Genomic DNA, 14,488 nt, shown 5'->3' with positions numbered 1-14,488 from the left:
GGGTATCAGGCTCGGGCGCCGTTGATCTGATCCCAGGCGCGATTGATGTCGATCATCTTCTTTTCGGCCAGGCGAATGGCTTCTTCGGGGACCCCGCGGGAAATCATTGCATCGGGATGAGTTTCGCGCACCAACTGCCGCCAGACCTTGCGGATATCGGGCAAAGGCATGTCGCGCGGGACGCCCAGCACCGTATAGGGATCCTTGGGCGCATCCGGTACAAACCTTTCCCGCAGCGCAAGGAACTGGGCTTCGGTCTGCCCGAATATACGGCTAACCTCTTCCAGAAACTCATTTTCGTTCGGGTGATAGAACCCGTCAGCCATCGCGATATGGAACAGTCCTTCCATCAAATCGCACAGCGTGGTGCTGTCATCGGCAAACATTCCGGCGATCTTGCGGGCGTATTCCTGATACCCAGCGACGTCGGTTCGGGCCATGTCGAAAACGCGGGCGGCGTCGGCTTCATCCTCGCGCGCGATTTGGAACACATCACGAAAGGCTGTGACCTCGTCCCGCGTCACCTGCCCATCGGCCTTGGCCATTTTTGCACCAAGCGCAATAACAGCAATAGTAAACGCGACCGACCGTTCAGGCGGTGTGCGAAGAATTTCAAAAACAGCAGTCAGGCTTTCGCCCTGTGCAAGCGCGCTTAGCGCGTCGGATATGCGGGTCCAGATCGACATGAGGGCACCCTAGCGCCCCAATTCGCCGGTGTCAGGTGCAACCAATGGGTCTGCGGCAAGAATTTTCTGCATCAGCACAAGATCCAGCATTTTGCCCCACTTGGACCCAACTTCTGGCATGCACCCAACTTTTTCGAATCCGATGGCCGCGTGAAACGAAATTGCCGCCGGGTTTACCGACGATATTCCTGCAACCAAGACATGAACGCCCTCGTCCCTTGCCACGGCCTCTAGCGCGGCCATTAACGCGCGACCAGTGCCATGCCCACGCGCCATGGGCAACAGTTGGATAGAGTGTTCCCGGCATTGGGCGTATCCGGGACCTGAGCGAAACAGGCCGTAAGTGGCAAAACCCACAACCTGCCCTTCCAACTCGGACACTAGAAAAGCGGGTCCACGGGCTTGGATGTCGCTTGCTGTGCTGCCCACATCCCGCTCGGCTGTGGTAAAGGTCACAAGCGTATCCCGAATGATCTGATTGGTGATCTCAGCAATGGCATCAGCGTCCGCGACTTTTGCCTGACGGATGATCATTCCAGCACGCGTAGACCATGGGGCGTTTCAAATTCCGCACGCATCGCGGCAGGGCCGGAATCAAATACCACGCGGTCCAAAGCACCCAGCAGTTTTGCCAGCTCCAGTGCTTCGGGATGGAACACAATCAACTGCCGCAGACGGCATCCCCTATCTTGCAGCATCTGCGCCGGGTGCAGGTCACCGTGCCATTGGATTAGCGCGGGAAACAGATTGTCAAACGGTAGCCGCCCGCTTGGGGGAACAGCCATACGCCAGCGCAGCGCGCCTCTGGTCAGGTCAATGGGGTGCCCAACGCCGTCAGGGAACACATCCAGCGATGCTTCAATGTTCGGGACACGACAAATCCAGTTTGTCAGTCGCGGGCTTCCCTGAAACCGGTCAAGGTCAAACCAGCGCGTCCGTTCGGGGCGAGGTGCGGACGGGTCAATCGCGATCGCCTCAAGGTACAGACCATCCGCCAGACCCAGAAGCCGATTATAGGTTCCGAATTTCTCGTGCTTTCCGCCGTCCTGTAGGGAAACACCCAGTGCCTGCTCGACATGAGCAGCGGCTTCTTCAAGCGTTTCACCCGCAACAGCCAGATGATCGAGCAACATGCGCGCCCTCCTGCAAAAAACGACCAGACCCAAGCGGATCTGGTCGCATGTTTCCGTCAAAGACGCGGGATCACAAGAGGTTTCGGCGGGAAACCCCCATTATCCCTTGGTCTTGCCGATCAGGCCCAGAATGTCCTGCGCTGCCTCGGGGATGTTTGTCCCCGGACCAAAGATCGCCTTGACGCCGTGATCATAGAGGAACTGATAATCCTGCTGCGGAATCACGCCGCCACAAATCACGATGATATCCTCGGCTCCAGCCTTTTTCAGCTCTTCCACCAGTTGCGGCGCGAGGGTCTTATGCCCCGCTGCCTGCGAGGAAATACCGACCACATGCACGTCATTGTCTACCGCGTCCTGCGCCGCCTCGGCGGGTGTCTGGAATAGTGGACCAACATCCACGTCAAACCCGATATCGGCAAAGGCGGTCGCGATCACTTTGGCACCCCGGTCGTGACCGTCCTGCCCCATCTTGACCACCAGCAAACGCGGACGGCGGCCTTCGGCCTCGGCAAATTCCTCGATGGACTTCTGGATCGCGGCAAAGCCCTCGTCACCCTCATAGGCCGCTCCGTACACACCGGCCAGCGTTTTCACTTCGGCGCGGTGGCGACCGAATTCCTTTTCCATTGCCATGCTGATCTCTCCTACGGATGCGCGGGCGCGCGCGGCTTCGACCGCAGCAGCCAGCAGGTTTCCGCCCTCTTGGGCGGCCTTGGTCAGGGCGCCCAACGCCTGTTGGCACGCGGCCTCGTCGCGCGTGGCGCGGATACGCTCCAGACGTGCGACCTGCGCTTCGCGCACAGCTACGTTGTCGACGTCCAGAATGTCGATCGGGTCTTCCTGTTCCTTGCGGTACTTGTTGACACCGACGATCACCTCTTCGCCCCGGTCGATCATGGCCTGACGGCGCGCGGCGCTTTCTTCGATCCGCAGCTTGGGCATGCCTGAAGCGACGGCCTTGGTCATGCCGCCCATCTCTTCGACCTCTTCCATCAGGGCCCAGGCTTTTTCGACCAGCTCATTAGTCAGGCTTTCGATGAAATAGGACCCCGCCAGCGGATCGACCACATCGGTCACGCCGGTTTCTTCCTGCAGCACAAGCTGCGTGTTCCGGGCAATGCGGGCTGAGAAATCGGTGGGCAGGGCAATCGCCTCATCCAGCGCGTTGGTGTGCAACGACTGGGTACCGCCCAGAACCGCGCTCATCGCCTCATACGCTGTCCGGATCACGTTGTTATAAGGGTCTTGTTCCTGCAACGACACACCCGAGGTCTGGCAATGGGTGCGCAGCATTTTCGAGCGTTCAGACTTCGCGCCAAAATCGGTCATCACACGGTGCCACAAGGTGCGTGCGGCGCGCAGTTTGGCGATTTCCATGAAGAAGTTCATGCCGATGGCAAAGAAGAACGACAAACGGCCCGCAAACTTGTCGACGTCCATCCCGGCTTGCGTCGCGGCGCGGACATATTCGCGGCCGTCGGCAAGCGTATAGGCCAGTTCCTGCACCAAGTTCGCGCCAGCCTCTTGCATGTGATAGCCCGAGATCGAGATCGAGTTGAACTTGGGCATCTCGTTCGAGGTATAGTCGATAATGTCTGAAATGATCTTCATCGACGGCTCGGGCGGGTAAATATACGTATTCCGCACCATGAACTCTTTCAGAATGTCATTCTGAATGGTGCCGGACAGGACGGATTTGTCATGGCCCTGCTCCTCACCGGCGACAATGAAATTCGCCAAAATAGGGATCACCGCACCGTTCATGGTCATCGAGACCGAGACCTTGTCCAACGGGATACCGTCAAACAGGATTTTCATATCTTCAACGCTGTCGATGGCAACACCAGCCTTACCCACGTCGCCAACCACACGCGGGTGGTCGCTGTCATAGCCGCGGTGCGTAGCCAGATCGAAGGCTACGGACACACCCTGCTGACCGGCGGCCAGATTGCGGCGGTAAAAGGCATTCGATTCCTCAGCCGTCGAAAAGCCCGCATACTGGCGGATCGTCCACGGACGACCTGCGTACATCGTGGCCTTCACGCCCCGGGTAAACGGGCCGAATCCCGGCAGCGTGCCCATATGCGGCAGATCGGCGGTGTCCTCGGCTGTATAAAGAGGTTTGACGTCGATGCCTTCAAGCGTCTCCTTGGTAAGGTCTTCCAGCGGACGACCGCGCAGCTCTTTCTCGGCCAGCGCCTGCCAGTCTTTGGTATCGGTCATGGCGAATTCCTTTTCCTATTTAGGATCGCGCGCAGAGAGGAACCTGCCCGCAGTTATGTTTCGGATTGCCCGGTCCATTCGGGCTGCGCGCAACAAATTGAGCGCACAGTGCATTTCACTGGTCGCATTCATCGACACAGGGGCTATATTCGATGGGACAGGAGGCCCAATGACACGAACGCTTGCCCTTGTTTTCTCGGCACTAATCCCGCTGGCGGCCTTTGCCGCTGACGGGTCTGCACCTGCCGAAGACGAATTCGTCCGCCCCGCTGGTGACAGCGACCTCAGCGAGTTTTTGTGGGTCAGCCGACCCATCGTCGTCTTTGCCGACACCCCTGCGGATCCACGTTTCCAGCAGCAGATCGACATGCTGGTCGAGGGCGAAGCCGCAATGCGGGACCGCGACGTCGTGGTATTGACCGACACCGACCCATCGGCCCGATCCCCGATCCGGTCGCAGTTGCGCCCGCGCGGGTTCCAGATGGTATTTGTCGACAAGGACGGCGTGGTCAAACTGCGCAAACCGTCCCCGTGGAGCGTGCGCGAGATTGGCCGCTCCATCGACAAGACCCCCTTACGCGAACGCGAAATTCGCGAACGGCGCGAGGGCGGTTGAGCGTCTTCGCCACACCCAAGCCGCCCGGCACAGAACGCCGGGACACCAAAGGGATATGACAAAAACGCCACCATGATCACTCGAACTCGATGATCACATCGTCCACGGCAAGGCTGTCGCCGGGACCAGCGTTGATCTTGGCGACCACGCCTTTCTTCTCGGCGCGCAGGATGTTTTCCATCTTCATCGCCTCGACGGTGCACAGTGCCTGACCTTCCTGCACTTCCTGCCCTACTTCGACGTCGATCTTCACGATCAGGCCGGGCATCGGGCAAAGCAGCATTTTCGAGGTGTCTGGCGGCAGCTTTTCAGGCATCAGCTTGGCCAATTCCGCCTGGTGCGGGCGGCGCACATGCACTTTCAGGTCCGCACCCCGGTTGCGGATGCGGAACCCGCCCGAGATTTTTCCGACCTTCATGACCAGCGGATCACCATCGACATTCAGCACGGCCAATTGATCACCCGGCGTCCAGTCCGAAGCGACGCGAAGCGTCGTTCCGTCTGTAAAGGCGACAGTCGCGCCCTCTTTGTCGGCCTCGATCTTGACGTCAAACTCGTGCCCTTGCAGCGCGACATTCCAATGTACGCCGACCTTACGTTCGTGGTTATCCATACGGCCCGACACTCGGGTCCGGCGGATTTCAGCAACACGGTACATGGCCGCGCAAGACGCTGCGATACGACGCAAGTCCGCTTCGGGCAGGGTCACGCCTTCGAACCCCTCCGGGTATTCCTCGGCGATGAATGCGGTGGTCATGTCGCCGCTAATGAATTTCGGGTGATCCATCACGGCAGACAGGAACGGCAGGTTGTGGCCGATGCCTTCGACTTCAAAACTGTCCAGCGCCACGCGCATCGCCTCGATCGCCTGATCGCGGGTCGGGGCCCAGGTACACAGCTTGGCGATCATCGGGTCGTAGTACATGCTGATCTCGCCGCCTTCATAAACGCCGGTATCGTTACGCACCGCCGCCTCGCCTTCGGGCGCGTCGCCTTGCCACTTGCCGTTCACCAACATGGGACCGGCAGCCGTTTCCATCGGCGGACGATACCGGGTCAGACGGCCAATCGAGGGCAAAAACCCGCGATACGGGTCTTCGGCATACAGGCGGTTTTCAATCGCCCAGCCGGTCAGGGTCACGTCATCTTGGGTAATGGTCAGTTTCTCACCAGCCGCCACACGGATCATCTGTTCCACCAGATCGACACCGGTAATCAGCTCGGTCACCGGGTGTTCCACCTGCAGGCGGGTGTTCATCTCAAGAAAGTAAAAGTTCTTTTCCCCATCCACGATGAATTCAACTGTCCCGGCGCTGGCATAGTTCACGGCCTTGGCCAGTGCGACCGCCTGTTCGCCCATCGCTTTACGTGTTTCGGGATCAAGGAACGGCGACGGGGCCTCTTCCACAACCTTCTGGTTCCGGCGCTGGATCGAGCATTCGCGCTCGCCCAGGTAAATGCCGTTGCCGTGGCTGTCACACAGAACCTGAATCTCGATATGGCGCGGCTGGGTCACGAATTTCTCAATGAAAATCCGGTCGTCGCCAAAGGAATTCGCAGCCTCGTTCTTGGAGGATTGGAAGCCTTCGCGCGCTTCGTCGTCGTTCCACGCGATCCGCATGCCTTTACCACCGCCACCGGCGCTGGCCTTGATCATTACCGGATAGCCGATGTCGTTGGAAATCTTCACCGCCTCATCGGCGTCTTCGATCAGCCCCATATAGCCGGGCACTGTCGAAACGCCTGCATCCTGAGCGATCTTCTTCGAGGTGATCTTGTCACCCATGCTTTCAATCGCACCGACCGGGGGGCCAACAAAGGCCACGCCCTCGGCCTCCAACGCCTCGGCGAATTTGGCGTTTTCCGACAGGAAGCCGTAACCGGGATGAACCGCCTGTGCGCCGCTTTGACGGATCGCATCCATAACCTTGTCGATCACGATATAGGACTGGTTCGCGGGGGGCGGGCCGATATGGACAGCTTCATCCGCCATCGACACATGCAATGCGTTCTTGTCCGCGTCCGAGTAGATGGCGACAGTGCCAATACCCATTTTACGCGCGGTCTTGATGACCCGGCAGGCGATCTCGCCCCGGTTGGCGATCAGGATCTTGTTGAACATGGGACGTCCTTTGTCTTGGTGTTCTGGGAACGCAAAACGCCGCCGCAGGGTCTAATCCCCACGACGGCGTGATGCGCGATGACGGTCGAGGCGACGCGCGCCCCGAAGACTACGTTAGTAGCAGTTTCTTTGTGTTTTGCAGAAAAGCACGTTGCCTGCGGCACCGACCGCAGCCCCGACAAACGGGTCGGCGCTGAGGACGGCCGCGCCCAACGCGCCCGCGCCGCCACCAAGCAGCGCCTGTTCGCCCGTGTTTTCACCGCAGGCCGTAAGGCCCGCACAGGTCGCCAATACGAGGACGACTTTTGAAATTCGCATGTTATCTGCCCCTTCAGGTTATTTGATGCATTCGGGGGCACATGTCGGATTTGCGCCTTGTTATTCAATATCAGGCGGATCAAATTTGGCGTTTGCGCAGAATTATGCCGCTTTTTGCGCAATTCATGCGCAAAGAAAAACGCGGGCAGGGAATTGTGAGTTTCACAAGCCTGCCCGCGGAAGGAAGGGGTACGGAATAGTAGGTGCATGTGCGGCGCAGGCAAAGTAGAGCCGCACGGCCTATCAACCATGCACGCCACCAATTCGGCCGCCAACCACTCATCGTTTCCTTTTGATTTTCCGGCTGAATCCTGCCCATACATCGAAACCTCGCGCAAATATGCGCCGACGGGAATTTGTAGACATGTGTTCACAGACGCTCTGCTAGCCGTCACATAGCCGTTACACAAAGCTATCAATTCGACACTTCGCGCCAAATCGACCTCACGGCGTGCTGCGGGTGCGAAGACAACAAAACCCATGTTTTGCAACGCATTGATATTTGCGTTCACCCCGCCGTGAAAACCGGCGAGCGAAATAACACAGTCGCATGAGAAATCCGGCCCAAATCCTCCCGACTTGGTGATTTCCCTCCGCAAAGCTTGCGTGAAACCTTGGCCCTGCACACTCGCATACAAGGAATTATCCCCATGAAAACAAAGGGTAAATACGCTCGCCTGCTTGCCGCCAGCGCGCTCTGCGCGGTTGGCGTGCCGGCCTTGGCGCAAGATGCTGAAACCCAGGCCGAACTGGAGAACCTGCGACTCCGGGTCGAGGCGCTGGAGTCGCAGGATCCGAACTCGACCCCCGGCGAGTTCCGGATTGGGAACACGACCCTGGACCTGTACGGCTATGTCAAAGCTGATTTCTTCTACGACTTTGACTTTGATCAGGGCGACACGGCCTTCGTGAACGTCGTGGGTGAGCCCTCTGCCGCGACCAGCGGGACGTTCGGTGCAACCGTTCGGCAATCCCGACTCGGGCTTCTGACAAGTACGCCCAGCGCGATTGGCGATATCGGCGGGCAACTGGAACTTGACCTGTTCGCAGGTGGAGGTGCCGCCGAATTGCGCCTGCGTCACGCCAACATCCGCATTGGCGAACAATGGTTGATCGGTCAGTTCTGGACCAACTTCCAGCCACTGGACACCTACCCGACCTCGGTCGAATTCAACGGCCCGGTTGGTATTGCCTTCGCCCGTGTTCCACAGGTGCGTTATACCAATTCGTTCTCCAGCAACGCTGAATTCGCACTGTCCATCGAGGAAAATGTCGGCGGTTCGAATTCGGATGATCCGGTCCTGACGGCCTCGGCCGAGTATAATGATGGCAGGTTCATCGCGCGCGGTGCCCTGCTTTACGGTAAGGCCGAGGGCGGCGGTGTCGAAGTCGATCAGACCGGTCTGACCCTGTCGGGTTCGGCGCGCCTGTGGGAAGGCGGCCTGTTCCAGGTCAATTACGTCACCGGTGAGGCGCTTGGCCCGTGGCTGATCGGCCTTGGTGATGCGGTCGTCGGAGGCGAGGCGAACGACGTCGACGGATTCACCGTCGAACTGCGTCAGCAGCTGAACCCCAAATGGAATGTGGGCATCGCCTACGGCTATGAAGACTATGACTTGGCGACCTCGACCGGTACGCTGGCCTTTACCGAGCTTGAGACGATCCACGTCAACGCCTTCTATCAGGCGACCGACAACCTGACGCTGAGCGCCGAATACATCTTTGGCGAACGCAACGACGCCCCCACCGGACGGACGTTCGACGCCAACCGTGTTCAGGTGGCCGCGCAGCTTAACTTTTGACGCACGAACCTGACCCTGCCCCACACGGGGCGGGGTCAACCAGTCAGGACCTGACGTCCGCTGATATGTGGCGGCCAAAGGCACGTTCAGCGCACCCCATCGAAAATATCGGGAAATGACTGCCGCGCAGCGTCGACGTCAATCACCAAAAGCGCATCATAGCTGGCGGGGTCAAACGGATCTTCGGCCGGGATCACCTCGCGCTGGAACAGCCAGCTCAGCCGCCCTGCATCCAGATTTCCACGCTCAAATGGTTGATCCCCGAAATGCTCCCACAGCGCCTGCATGAAAGCTGTATCTGCGCGCCTGTCCGCCGGTTTGCGGTCACGAAACCGTTCACGGGAGGTTATTGGGGTCACCCCCTTTGGATTGGCCCGACGGATGGTGAACTGAAAATCCGTTCCGGCCAGACGGCCCGGGAAACCGCGATGTTTCAACATGCTGTCACCTCGCGAAAATAAGAACAAAACGCACATCCGTTGCAGGACGAAGCCATTTCAAACACCCCCATAGCGTCTTTACTGGTCAGAAATGCTTTGACTGGTTTACACACGGTCATCATGGTCAAAGCCCCTCCCAGATACACCGGGACTGTTCCAGCCGGTAGGCCTCGAAAAACTGCGTGGCATCAGGTGCAGAGCGGCCAAATTCCGTAGGACGATCAGATAGGGAGATAACGACGCGAGCCGGCTCAAGCTCGTACTGCGCGACGTAGGCAACAGCCAGTGTCTGACATAGGTGCTCCATATCGACCGAAGCGACGTCATAGCCAATTCGCCCGACATCAGACCCGATCTTTGGCGCGATAAACCGAAACCGCACCCACAGCTCTCCGGGATTGTTGTCCAGAAGAACATCGCGCAGGTGTACGGGCTGACCTGACGGGACCGGCAACAGCGCCGAAGTCTCGGCAAAAGTCGTAGCGGGCTGCGCAAGAAGGGTCAGAATAAAGGCACGACCCCAGACCTGCCAATGGCAAGCTCCTCTCTCCGGGATCGTGCGCGCATGGCTTTTGGCCCGCGCTTTCCTATTTCTGATAACCACATTCATTTAGCAGCTTTGACCTCAAAGTCAAACTTGACTTTCATTAAGCCTAGTTGCCCGGTTCAAGTTCGGCCCTCGAACCAAGCAACCTGTTCTGCACCAATACCTTACAGCGGGATATTGTCGTGCTTTTTCCACGGATTCTTGAGCTGCTTGTTCCGCAGGCTGGCAAAGGCACGGGACACGCGGCGGCGCGTTGACTGCGGCATGATCACCTCGTCAATGAAGCCACGCTCAGCAGCGACAAAGGGATTGGCAAAACGGTCTTCATAGTCCTGCGTATGCTGTGCAATTTTCTCAGCATCCCCCAGATCGGCACGGTGAATGATCTCGGTCGCGCCCTTGGCACCCATCACAGCGATCTCAGCAGTCGGCCACGCATAGTTAAAGTCCCCGCGCAGGTGCTTGGACGCCATAACGTCATAGGCCCCGCCATAGGCTTTGCGGGTGATCACGGTAACCTTCGGAACGGTCGCCTCACCGTAGGCAAACAGCAGCTTTGCACCGTGTTTGATGACGCCGCCATATTCCTGACTGGTCCCCGGCAGGAAGCCCGGCACATCAACCAGCGTCAGGATCGGAATTTCGAAGCAATCGCAGAAACGCACGAACCGAGCCGCCTTGCGGGAACTGTCGATGTCCAGACAGCCCGCCAAAACCATCGGCTGGTTTGCGACAACACCAACGGTCTGGCCTTCCAAGCGGATAAAGCCGGTGATGATGTTCTTGGCGTAGTCTTCCTGAATTTCGTAGAAATCCCCCTCATCCGCCACTTTGGTGATGAGTTCTTTCATGTCATAGGGGGTATTCGGATTATCTGGGATCAACGTGTCCAGAGAAGCCTCAATCCGGTCAGGTTCGTCGAAGAAGGGGCGGACCGGTGGTTTTTCACGGTTGTTCAGCGGCAGGAAGTCAACCAAGCGGCGAACTTCGGCCAGCGCTTCAACATCGTTCTCGAACGCTCCGTCCGCGACCGAGGATTTCTTGGTGTGGGTCGAAGCGCCGCCCAATTCCTCGGCTGTGACGACCTCGTTGGTGACAGTTTTCACAACGTCGGGGCCTGTCACGAACATGTAGGAGGTGTCTTTGACCATGAAGATAAAGTCGGTCATCGCCGGGCTGTAGACCGCACCACCGGCACATGGCCCCATGATCACGCTGATCTGCGGCACCACGCCCGAGGCCATGATGTTGCGCTGGAAAACTTCTGCATAACCGGCCAGCGACGCAACGCCTTCCTGAATCCGCGCACCACCCGAGTCATTGATACCAATCACAGGTGCTCCGTTCTGGATCGCCATGTCCATGATCTTGCAGATTTTCTGCGCGTGGGTTTCCGAAAGGGATCCGCCAAAAACGGTAAAGTCCTGACTGAACACATAAACCATGCGGCCATTAATCGTGCCCCATCCAGTCACGACACCGTCGCCAGCGGGCTTTTGGTTCTCCATCCCGAAATCAGTGCAACGGTGGCTGACAAACATGTCGAATTCTTCAAAGCTGCCTTCGTCCATCAGCAACTCGATCCGCTCACGCGCGGTAAGTTTGCCTCTTGCATGCTGTGCGTCGATACGTTTTTGTCCGCCCCCTAGACGGGCATCGTTGCGGCGGCTTTCTAGTTCGGTCAGGATGTCTTTCATGACGATGATCCCCTCTAAAATTTGTCGGGACACTATACGCATCGCACCAAGGACCAAAGCACCATTCGGCAAATTTGCAAATCTTTGGAAATATCGTTTCGGAAAATTGTAAATTTGCTAATATTGTATCGAGTTCGGCAAGACGGATGGTAATTGCGACGCCGCTCACTATACATGTGAACCATGCAGTTCAGTTCACCCTCGACGCGACGTTCGCCGCCCACGATTACAACACTCGTCCTTTTGTCGGGACTGTCTGCGCTAAGCCTGAACCTGTTCCTGCCCAGCCTTCCGAATATGGCGCTGTATTTCAACGCGGACTACAAGGTCATGCAGTTGTCAATTGCCCTGTACTTGCTGGTCAACGCCGTTCTGCAAATTCTGATTGGACCGATCGCGGACAAGGCCGGTCGCAGGCCAGTCCTGCTTTGGGGATTATCCTTGTTCTTGCTTGCCACACTCGGCAGCATCTACGCACCCAATGTCGAAGTTTTCTTGGCCTTCCGCATGTGTCAGGCGGTCATTGTCGTCGGAATGGTGCTTAGCCGTGCAGCCGTGCGCGACCTTTATGATCAGGATCAAGCCGCCTCGATGATCGGATATGTCACGATGGGGATGGCCGTCGTTCCCATGATCGGTCCTGCAGTCGGTGGCCTTCTGGAAGAAAGCTTCGGCTGGAAGGCAAACTTTTGGCTGCCATTCGTCCTTGGCGCGTTGACTCTGCTGCTTGTATATCTCGACTTTGGCGAAACCAGCGCCAAAAGCGGCAAGACGTTGGGACAGCAGTTCAAGGAATACCCCGAGTTGCTTACGTCGCCACGATTCTGGGGGTATTCGCTGTCATCGGCCCTGTCATCTGGTGCCTTTTTTGCCTATCTCGGCGGCGCACCCTTTATTGGCACCGAGCTTTTTGGCCTGACCGCATCCGAGGTTGGAATTTACTTTGGCGCACCCGCAATCGGGTACTTCTTCGGGAATTTTATCAGCGGGCGGTATTCGGTTCGATTTGGCGTAAACCGCATGGTTCTTTGGGGGAGCGCATTGAACGCCGCGGGCGTCTTACTGTCCGCTATACTGTTCCTTGCCGGTTTCGGTACTGCACTCAGCTTTTTTGGCTTCATGACCTTCGTCGGTGTTGGCAATGGCATGACGATACCGAACGCCACCTCGGGCGCCCTGTCCGTTCGCCCCCATTTGGCCGCCACAGCCTCTGGCCTCAGCGGTGCCATCATGCTCGGCGGCGGCGCTGGCCTTAGCGCACTGGCTGGCACCTTGTTGACGCATGAGACCGGCGCGATGCCCCTGTTGTGGCTGATGCTCGCCACCGCTGCACTCGCGGTTTGCGCAATCGCAACGGTGATCCGACGCGAACGGCAATTGGGTCTATAAGACGGCTTGCACCCAATAGTTTGCAAAGTTAGCCTAGCGCGACAGAAAAGTTGCAAAGGCAGACCATGGCGACCCAAAAGCTATATGCTGGTGCGAAACTGCGCGAAATGCGCACACGTCTGGCGCTGACTCAAAAGGAATTCGCAACCAAACTGGGCGTTTCGCTGCCATACTTAAACCAGATGGAGAATAACAACCGCCCGATATCCACGACGGTTGTTCTGGCTCTGGCACAAGAGTTTGGAATGGACGTGACCGAACTCAGCACAGGTGACAGCGAACGGCTTGTCTCGGACATGCGGGAGGCTTTGGCAGACCCTGTGTTCGATGACGCGACCCCTCCGCTGGCGGACCTGCGCTTGACAGCGTCAAATGCACCCGCGCTTGCTCGTGCGTTTATTGCGCTACACCGCACGTACCGGCAGACCCACGAAAGACTGGCGTCGCTTGACGAAGCGCTGGGGCGTGAGGACGCCCAGATACAAGCAAGTCCCTGGGAAGAAGTTCGTGACTTCTTTCATTACTGCGACAACTACATCGACGCCGTCGACCGCGCCGCCGAGAGGTTTTCCAGCCAGGCTCCAGACGCCGGCAATATTCGCACGGCAGCCATAGAAAGCCTGAGCGAGCGCGGTATCAGAGTTCAGTTTCCGGATATCGCAGAAACGCGGAAATACGACGCAGACAGTAAAACGCTTTTCCTGTCGTCACGCATTGCGCCCCAGACACAGGTGTTCCAGTCGTTATTGCAGGTCGCTTTGATCGACCAGGACAAGCTGCTCGAAGCGACATTGGATTTTGCAAAATTTCAAAGTGACGAGGCCCGCGCAATCGCGAAAATCGGTCTTGCCAACTACTTCGCGGGCGCCTCCCTGATGCCATACAGAAAATTTCTAGCGGCGGCACAGGAATACAGGCACGATCTGGAATTGCTCAGCAACAGTTTTGGCGCGTCGATTGAACAGGTGGCCCACCGACTTTCCACCCTACAACGCCCCGGAGCCAAGGGGATTCCGTTCTTTTTCGTACGTGTGGATCAGGCCGGAACGATTACCAAACGCCACTCAGCCACCCGACTGCAATTTGCCCGGTTCGGAGGCGCATGTCCGCTGTGGAACGTGCACCGTGCCTTTGAAACGCCCGGCCACTTCCTAAGACAACTTGCCGAAACGCCAGACGGCGTCCAGTATATCTCCCTTGCGCGGGACGTGTCCAAATCGGGGGGATCGTTTGGCGCGCCAGTGCGCCGCTATGCCATAGCGCTTGGATGTGAAGTGCGCCATGCCGAGGCACTGGTTTACGCAGACAATCTGGATATCAACAACGCCAGCGCATACGAACCCATCGGCATATCCTGCCGCATCTGCGAACGCCAGAATTGCCATCAACGCTCTGTTCCACCGCTGGAGCGCCGTCTGTCAATCGACGCGCATTCACGTGGCACGCTGCCCTACGAAGTCACCTGATCTTCACCTGGCAAGAAAATATCCCAGGGGAGTCGCGGCCTGCCGC

At 57.9% G+C, this 14,488-nt stretch carries 13 protein-coding genes; 4 read left to right on the top strand and 9 right to left on the bottom strand.

Annotated features, from left to right (window positions below; all coding sequences use genetic code 11):
- Positions 1-5 precede the first annotated feature (5 nt).
- From GOV87_RS14805 to scpA, 4 genes are all read right to left on the bottom strand, one after another.
- On the bottom strand, positions 6-686 hold the full coding sequence (locus GOV87_RS14805) for a molecular chaperone DjiA (protein WP_171120531.1): 681 nt from the start codon (positions 684-686) through the stop codon (positions 6-8).
- Between the two features lie 9 nt (positions 687-695).
- Positions 696-1,220 carry a GNAT family N-acetyltransferase gene (locus tag GOV87_RS14800; protein ID WP_171212292.1) on the bottom strand — a complete coding sequence of 175 codons (525 nt, stop codon included), beginning with the start codon at positions 1,218-1,220 and terminating at the stop codon, positions 696-698.
- Positions 1,217-1,819 carry a VOC family protein gene (locus GOV87_RS14795; protein ID WP_171212291.1) on the bottom strand — a complete coding sequence of 201 codons (603 nt, stop codon included), beginning with the start codon at positions 1,817-1,819 and terminating at the stop codon, positions 1,217-1,219. Before GOV87_RS14795 ends, GOV87_RS14800 begins: the two co-directional genes overlap by 4 nt.
- A 99-nt stretch (positions 1,820-1,918) precedes the next feature.
- A complete protein-coding gene (gene scpA, locus GOV87_RS14790) occupies positions 1,919-4,045 on the bottom strand; it encodes a methylmalonyl-CoA mutase (RefSeq protein ID WP_171212290.1) in 2,127 nt (708 codons plus the stop codon).
- 169 nt (positions 4,046-4,214) lie between these two features.
- Between scpA and GOV87_RS14785 the strand changes: the two genes are divergently transcribed.
- A complete protein-coding gene (locus tag GOV87_RS14785; protein ID WP_171120521.1) occupies positions 4,215-4,661 on the top strand; it encodes a DUF4174 domain-containing protein in 447 nt (148 codons plus the stop codon).
- Positions 4,662-4,737: 76 nt separating this feature from the next.
- Here the strand turns inward: GOV87_RS14785 and GOV87_RS14780 are convergent, their stop codons facing one another.
- A complete protein-coding gene (locus tag GOV87_RS14780; RefSeq protein WP_171212289.1) occupies positions 4,738-6,783 on the bottom strand; it encodes an acetyl/propionyl/methylcrotonyl-CoA carboxylase subunit alpha in 2,046 nt (681 codons plus the stop codon).
- A gap of 114 nt (positions 6,784-6,897) precedes the next feature.
- Positions 6,898-7,101 carry a hypothetical protein gene (locus tag GOV87_RS14775; RefSeq protein ID WP_171120517.1) on the bottom strand — a complete coding sequence of 68 codons (204 nt, stop codon included), beginning with the start codon at positions 7,099-7,101 and terminating at the stop codon, positions 6,898-6,900.
- Positions 7,102-7,751: 650 nt separating this feature from the next.
- Between GOV87_RS14775 and GOV87_RS14770 the strand changes: the two genes are divergently transcribed.
- Positions 7,752-8,903 carry a DcaP family trimeric outer membrane transporter gene (locus GOV87_RS14770; protein WP_171120514.1) on the top strand — a complete coding sequence of 384 codons (1,152 nt, stop codon included), beginning with the start codon at positions 7,752-7,754 and terminating at the stop codon, positions 8,901-8,903.
- Positions 8,904-8,989: 86 nt separating this feature from the next.
- Here GOV87_RS14770 and GOV87_RS14765 read toward each other — a convergent pair whose 3' ends face one another.
- The 3 genes from GOV87_RS14765 to GOV87_RS14755 form a co-directional block, all read right to left on the bottom strand.
- Positions 8,990-9,343, bottom strand: a complete 354-nt coding sequence (locus GOV87_RS14765) for a hypothetical protein (protein WP_171120512.1) — start codon at positions 9,341-9,343, stop codon at positions 8,990-8,992.
- A gap of 124 nt (positions 9,344-9,467) precedes the next feature.
- Positions 9,468-9,953 carry a DUF6497 family protein gene (locus tag GOV87_RS14760; protein ID WP_254447382.1) on the bottom strand — a complete coding sequence of 162 codons (486 nt, stop codon included), beginning with the start codon at positions 9,951-9,953 and terminating at the stop codon, positions 9,468-9,470.
- A 101-nt stretch (positions 9,954-10,054) separates the two neighbouring features.
- Entirely contained in the window at positions 10,055-11,587 is a 1,533-nt protein-coding gene (locus GOV87_RS14755; RefSeq protein WP_171120510.1) for an acyl-CoA carboxylase subunit beta, read from the bottom strand.
- Between the two features lie 183 nt (positions 11,588-11,770).
- Here GOV87_RS14755 and GOV87_RS14750 point away from each other — a divergent pair, with 183 nt between their 5' ends.
- Positions 11,771-12,976 (top strand): multidrug effflux MFS transporter, encoded by a 1,206-nt coding sequence (locus GOV87_RS14750; protein ID WP_171122412.1) that lies wholly within the window; start codon positions 11,771-11,773, stop codon positions 12,974-12,976.
- Between the two features lie 65 nt (positions 12,977-13,041).
- The gene (locus GOV87_RS14745; RefSeq protein WP_171212288.1) at positions 13,042-14,442 is read left to right on the top strand and encodes a short-chain fatty acyl-CoA regulator family protein; all 1,401 of its coding nucleotides are present in this window, start codon (positions 13,042-13,044) and stop codon (positions 14,440-14,442) included.
- Positions 14,443-14,488: the final 46 nt, after the last annotated feature.

This window comes from Ruegeria sp. HKCCA5426, assembly GCF_013034585.1.
GTDB lineage: Bacteria > Pseudomonadota > Alphaproteobacteria > Rhodobacterales > Rhodobacteraceae > Ruegeria.
The sequence above is the reverse complement of the archived record's forward strand: the minus strand, read 5'-3'. Positions and strand labels throughout refer to the sequence as shown.

What these genes read in the sequence shown, in the direction of transcription:
- GOV87_RS14800 (WP_171212292.1), bottom strand. Translation starts at nt 1,220, where the DNA reads ATGATCATCCGTCAGGCAAAAGTCGCGGACGCTGATGCCATTGCTGAG.
- GOV87_RS14760 (WP_254447382.1), bottom strand. Translation starts at nt 9,953, where the DNA reads ATGAATGTGGTTATCAGAAATAGGAAAGCGCGGGCCAAAAGCCATGCG.
- GOV87_RS14745 (WP_171212288.1), top strand. Translation starts at nt 13,042, where the DNA reads ATGGCGACCCAAAAGCTATATGCTGGTGCGAAACTGCGCGAAATGCGC.
- scpA (WP_171212290.1), bottom strand. Translation starts at nt 4,045, where the DNA reads ATGACCGATACCAAAGACTGGCAGGCGCTGGCCGAGAAAGAGCTGCGC.
- GOV87_RS14770 (WP_171120514.1), top strand. Translation starts at nt 7,752, where the DNA reads ATGAAAACAAAGGGTAAATACGCTCGCCTGCTTGCCGCCAGCGCGCTC.
- GOV87_RS14765 (WP_171120512.1), bottom strand. Translation starts at nt 9,343, where the DNA reads ATGTTGAAACATCGCGGTTTCCCGGGCCGTCTGGCCGGAACGGATTTT.
- GOV87_RS14785 (WP_171120521.1), top strand. Translation starts at nt 4,215, where the DNA reads ATGACACGAACGCTTGCCCTTGTTTTCTCGGCACTAATCCCGCTGGCG.
- GOV87_RS14795 (WP_171212291.1), bottom strand. Translation starts at nt 1,819, where the DNA reads ATGTTGCTCGATCATCTGGCTGTTGCGGGTGAAACGCTTGAAGAAGCC.
- GOV87_RS14755 (WP_171120510.1), bottom strand. Translation starts at nt 11,587, where the DNA reads ATGAAAGACATCCTGACCGAACTAGAAAGCCGCCGCAACGATGCCCGT.
- GOV87_RS14775 (WP_171120517.1), bottom strand. Translation starts at nt 7,101, where the DNA reads ATGCGAATTTCAAAAGTCGTCCTCGTATTGGCGACCTGTGCGGGCCTT.
- GOV87_RS14750 (WP_171122412.1), top strand. Translation starts at nt 11,771, where the DNA reads ATGCAGTTCAGTTCACCCTCGACGCGACGTTCGCCGCCCACGATTACA.
- GOV87_RS14780 (WP_171212289.1), bottom strand. Translation starts at nt 6,783, where the DNA reads ATGTTCAACAAGATCCTGATCGCCAACCGGGGCGAGATCGCCTGCCGG.
- GOV87_RS14805 (WP_171120531.1), bottom strand. Translation starts at nt 686, where the DNA reads ATGTCGATCTGGACCCGCATATCCGACGCGCTAAGCGCGCTTGCACAG.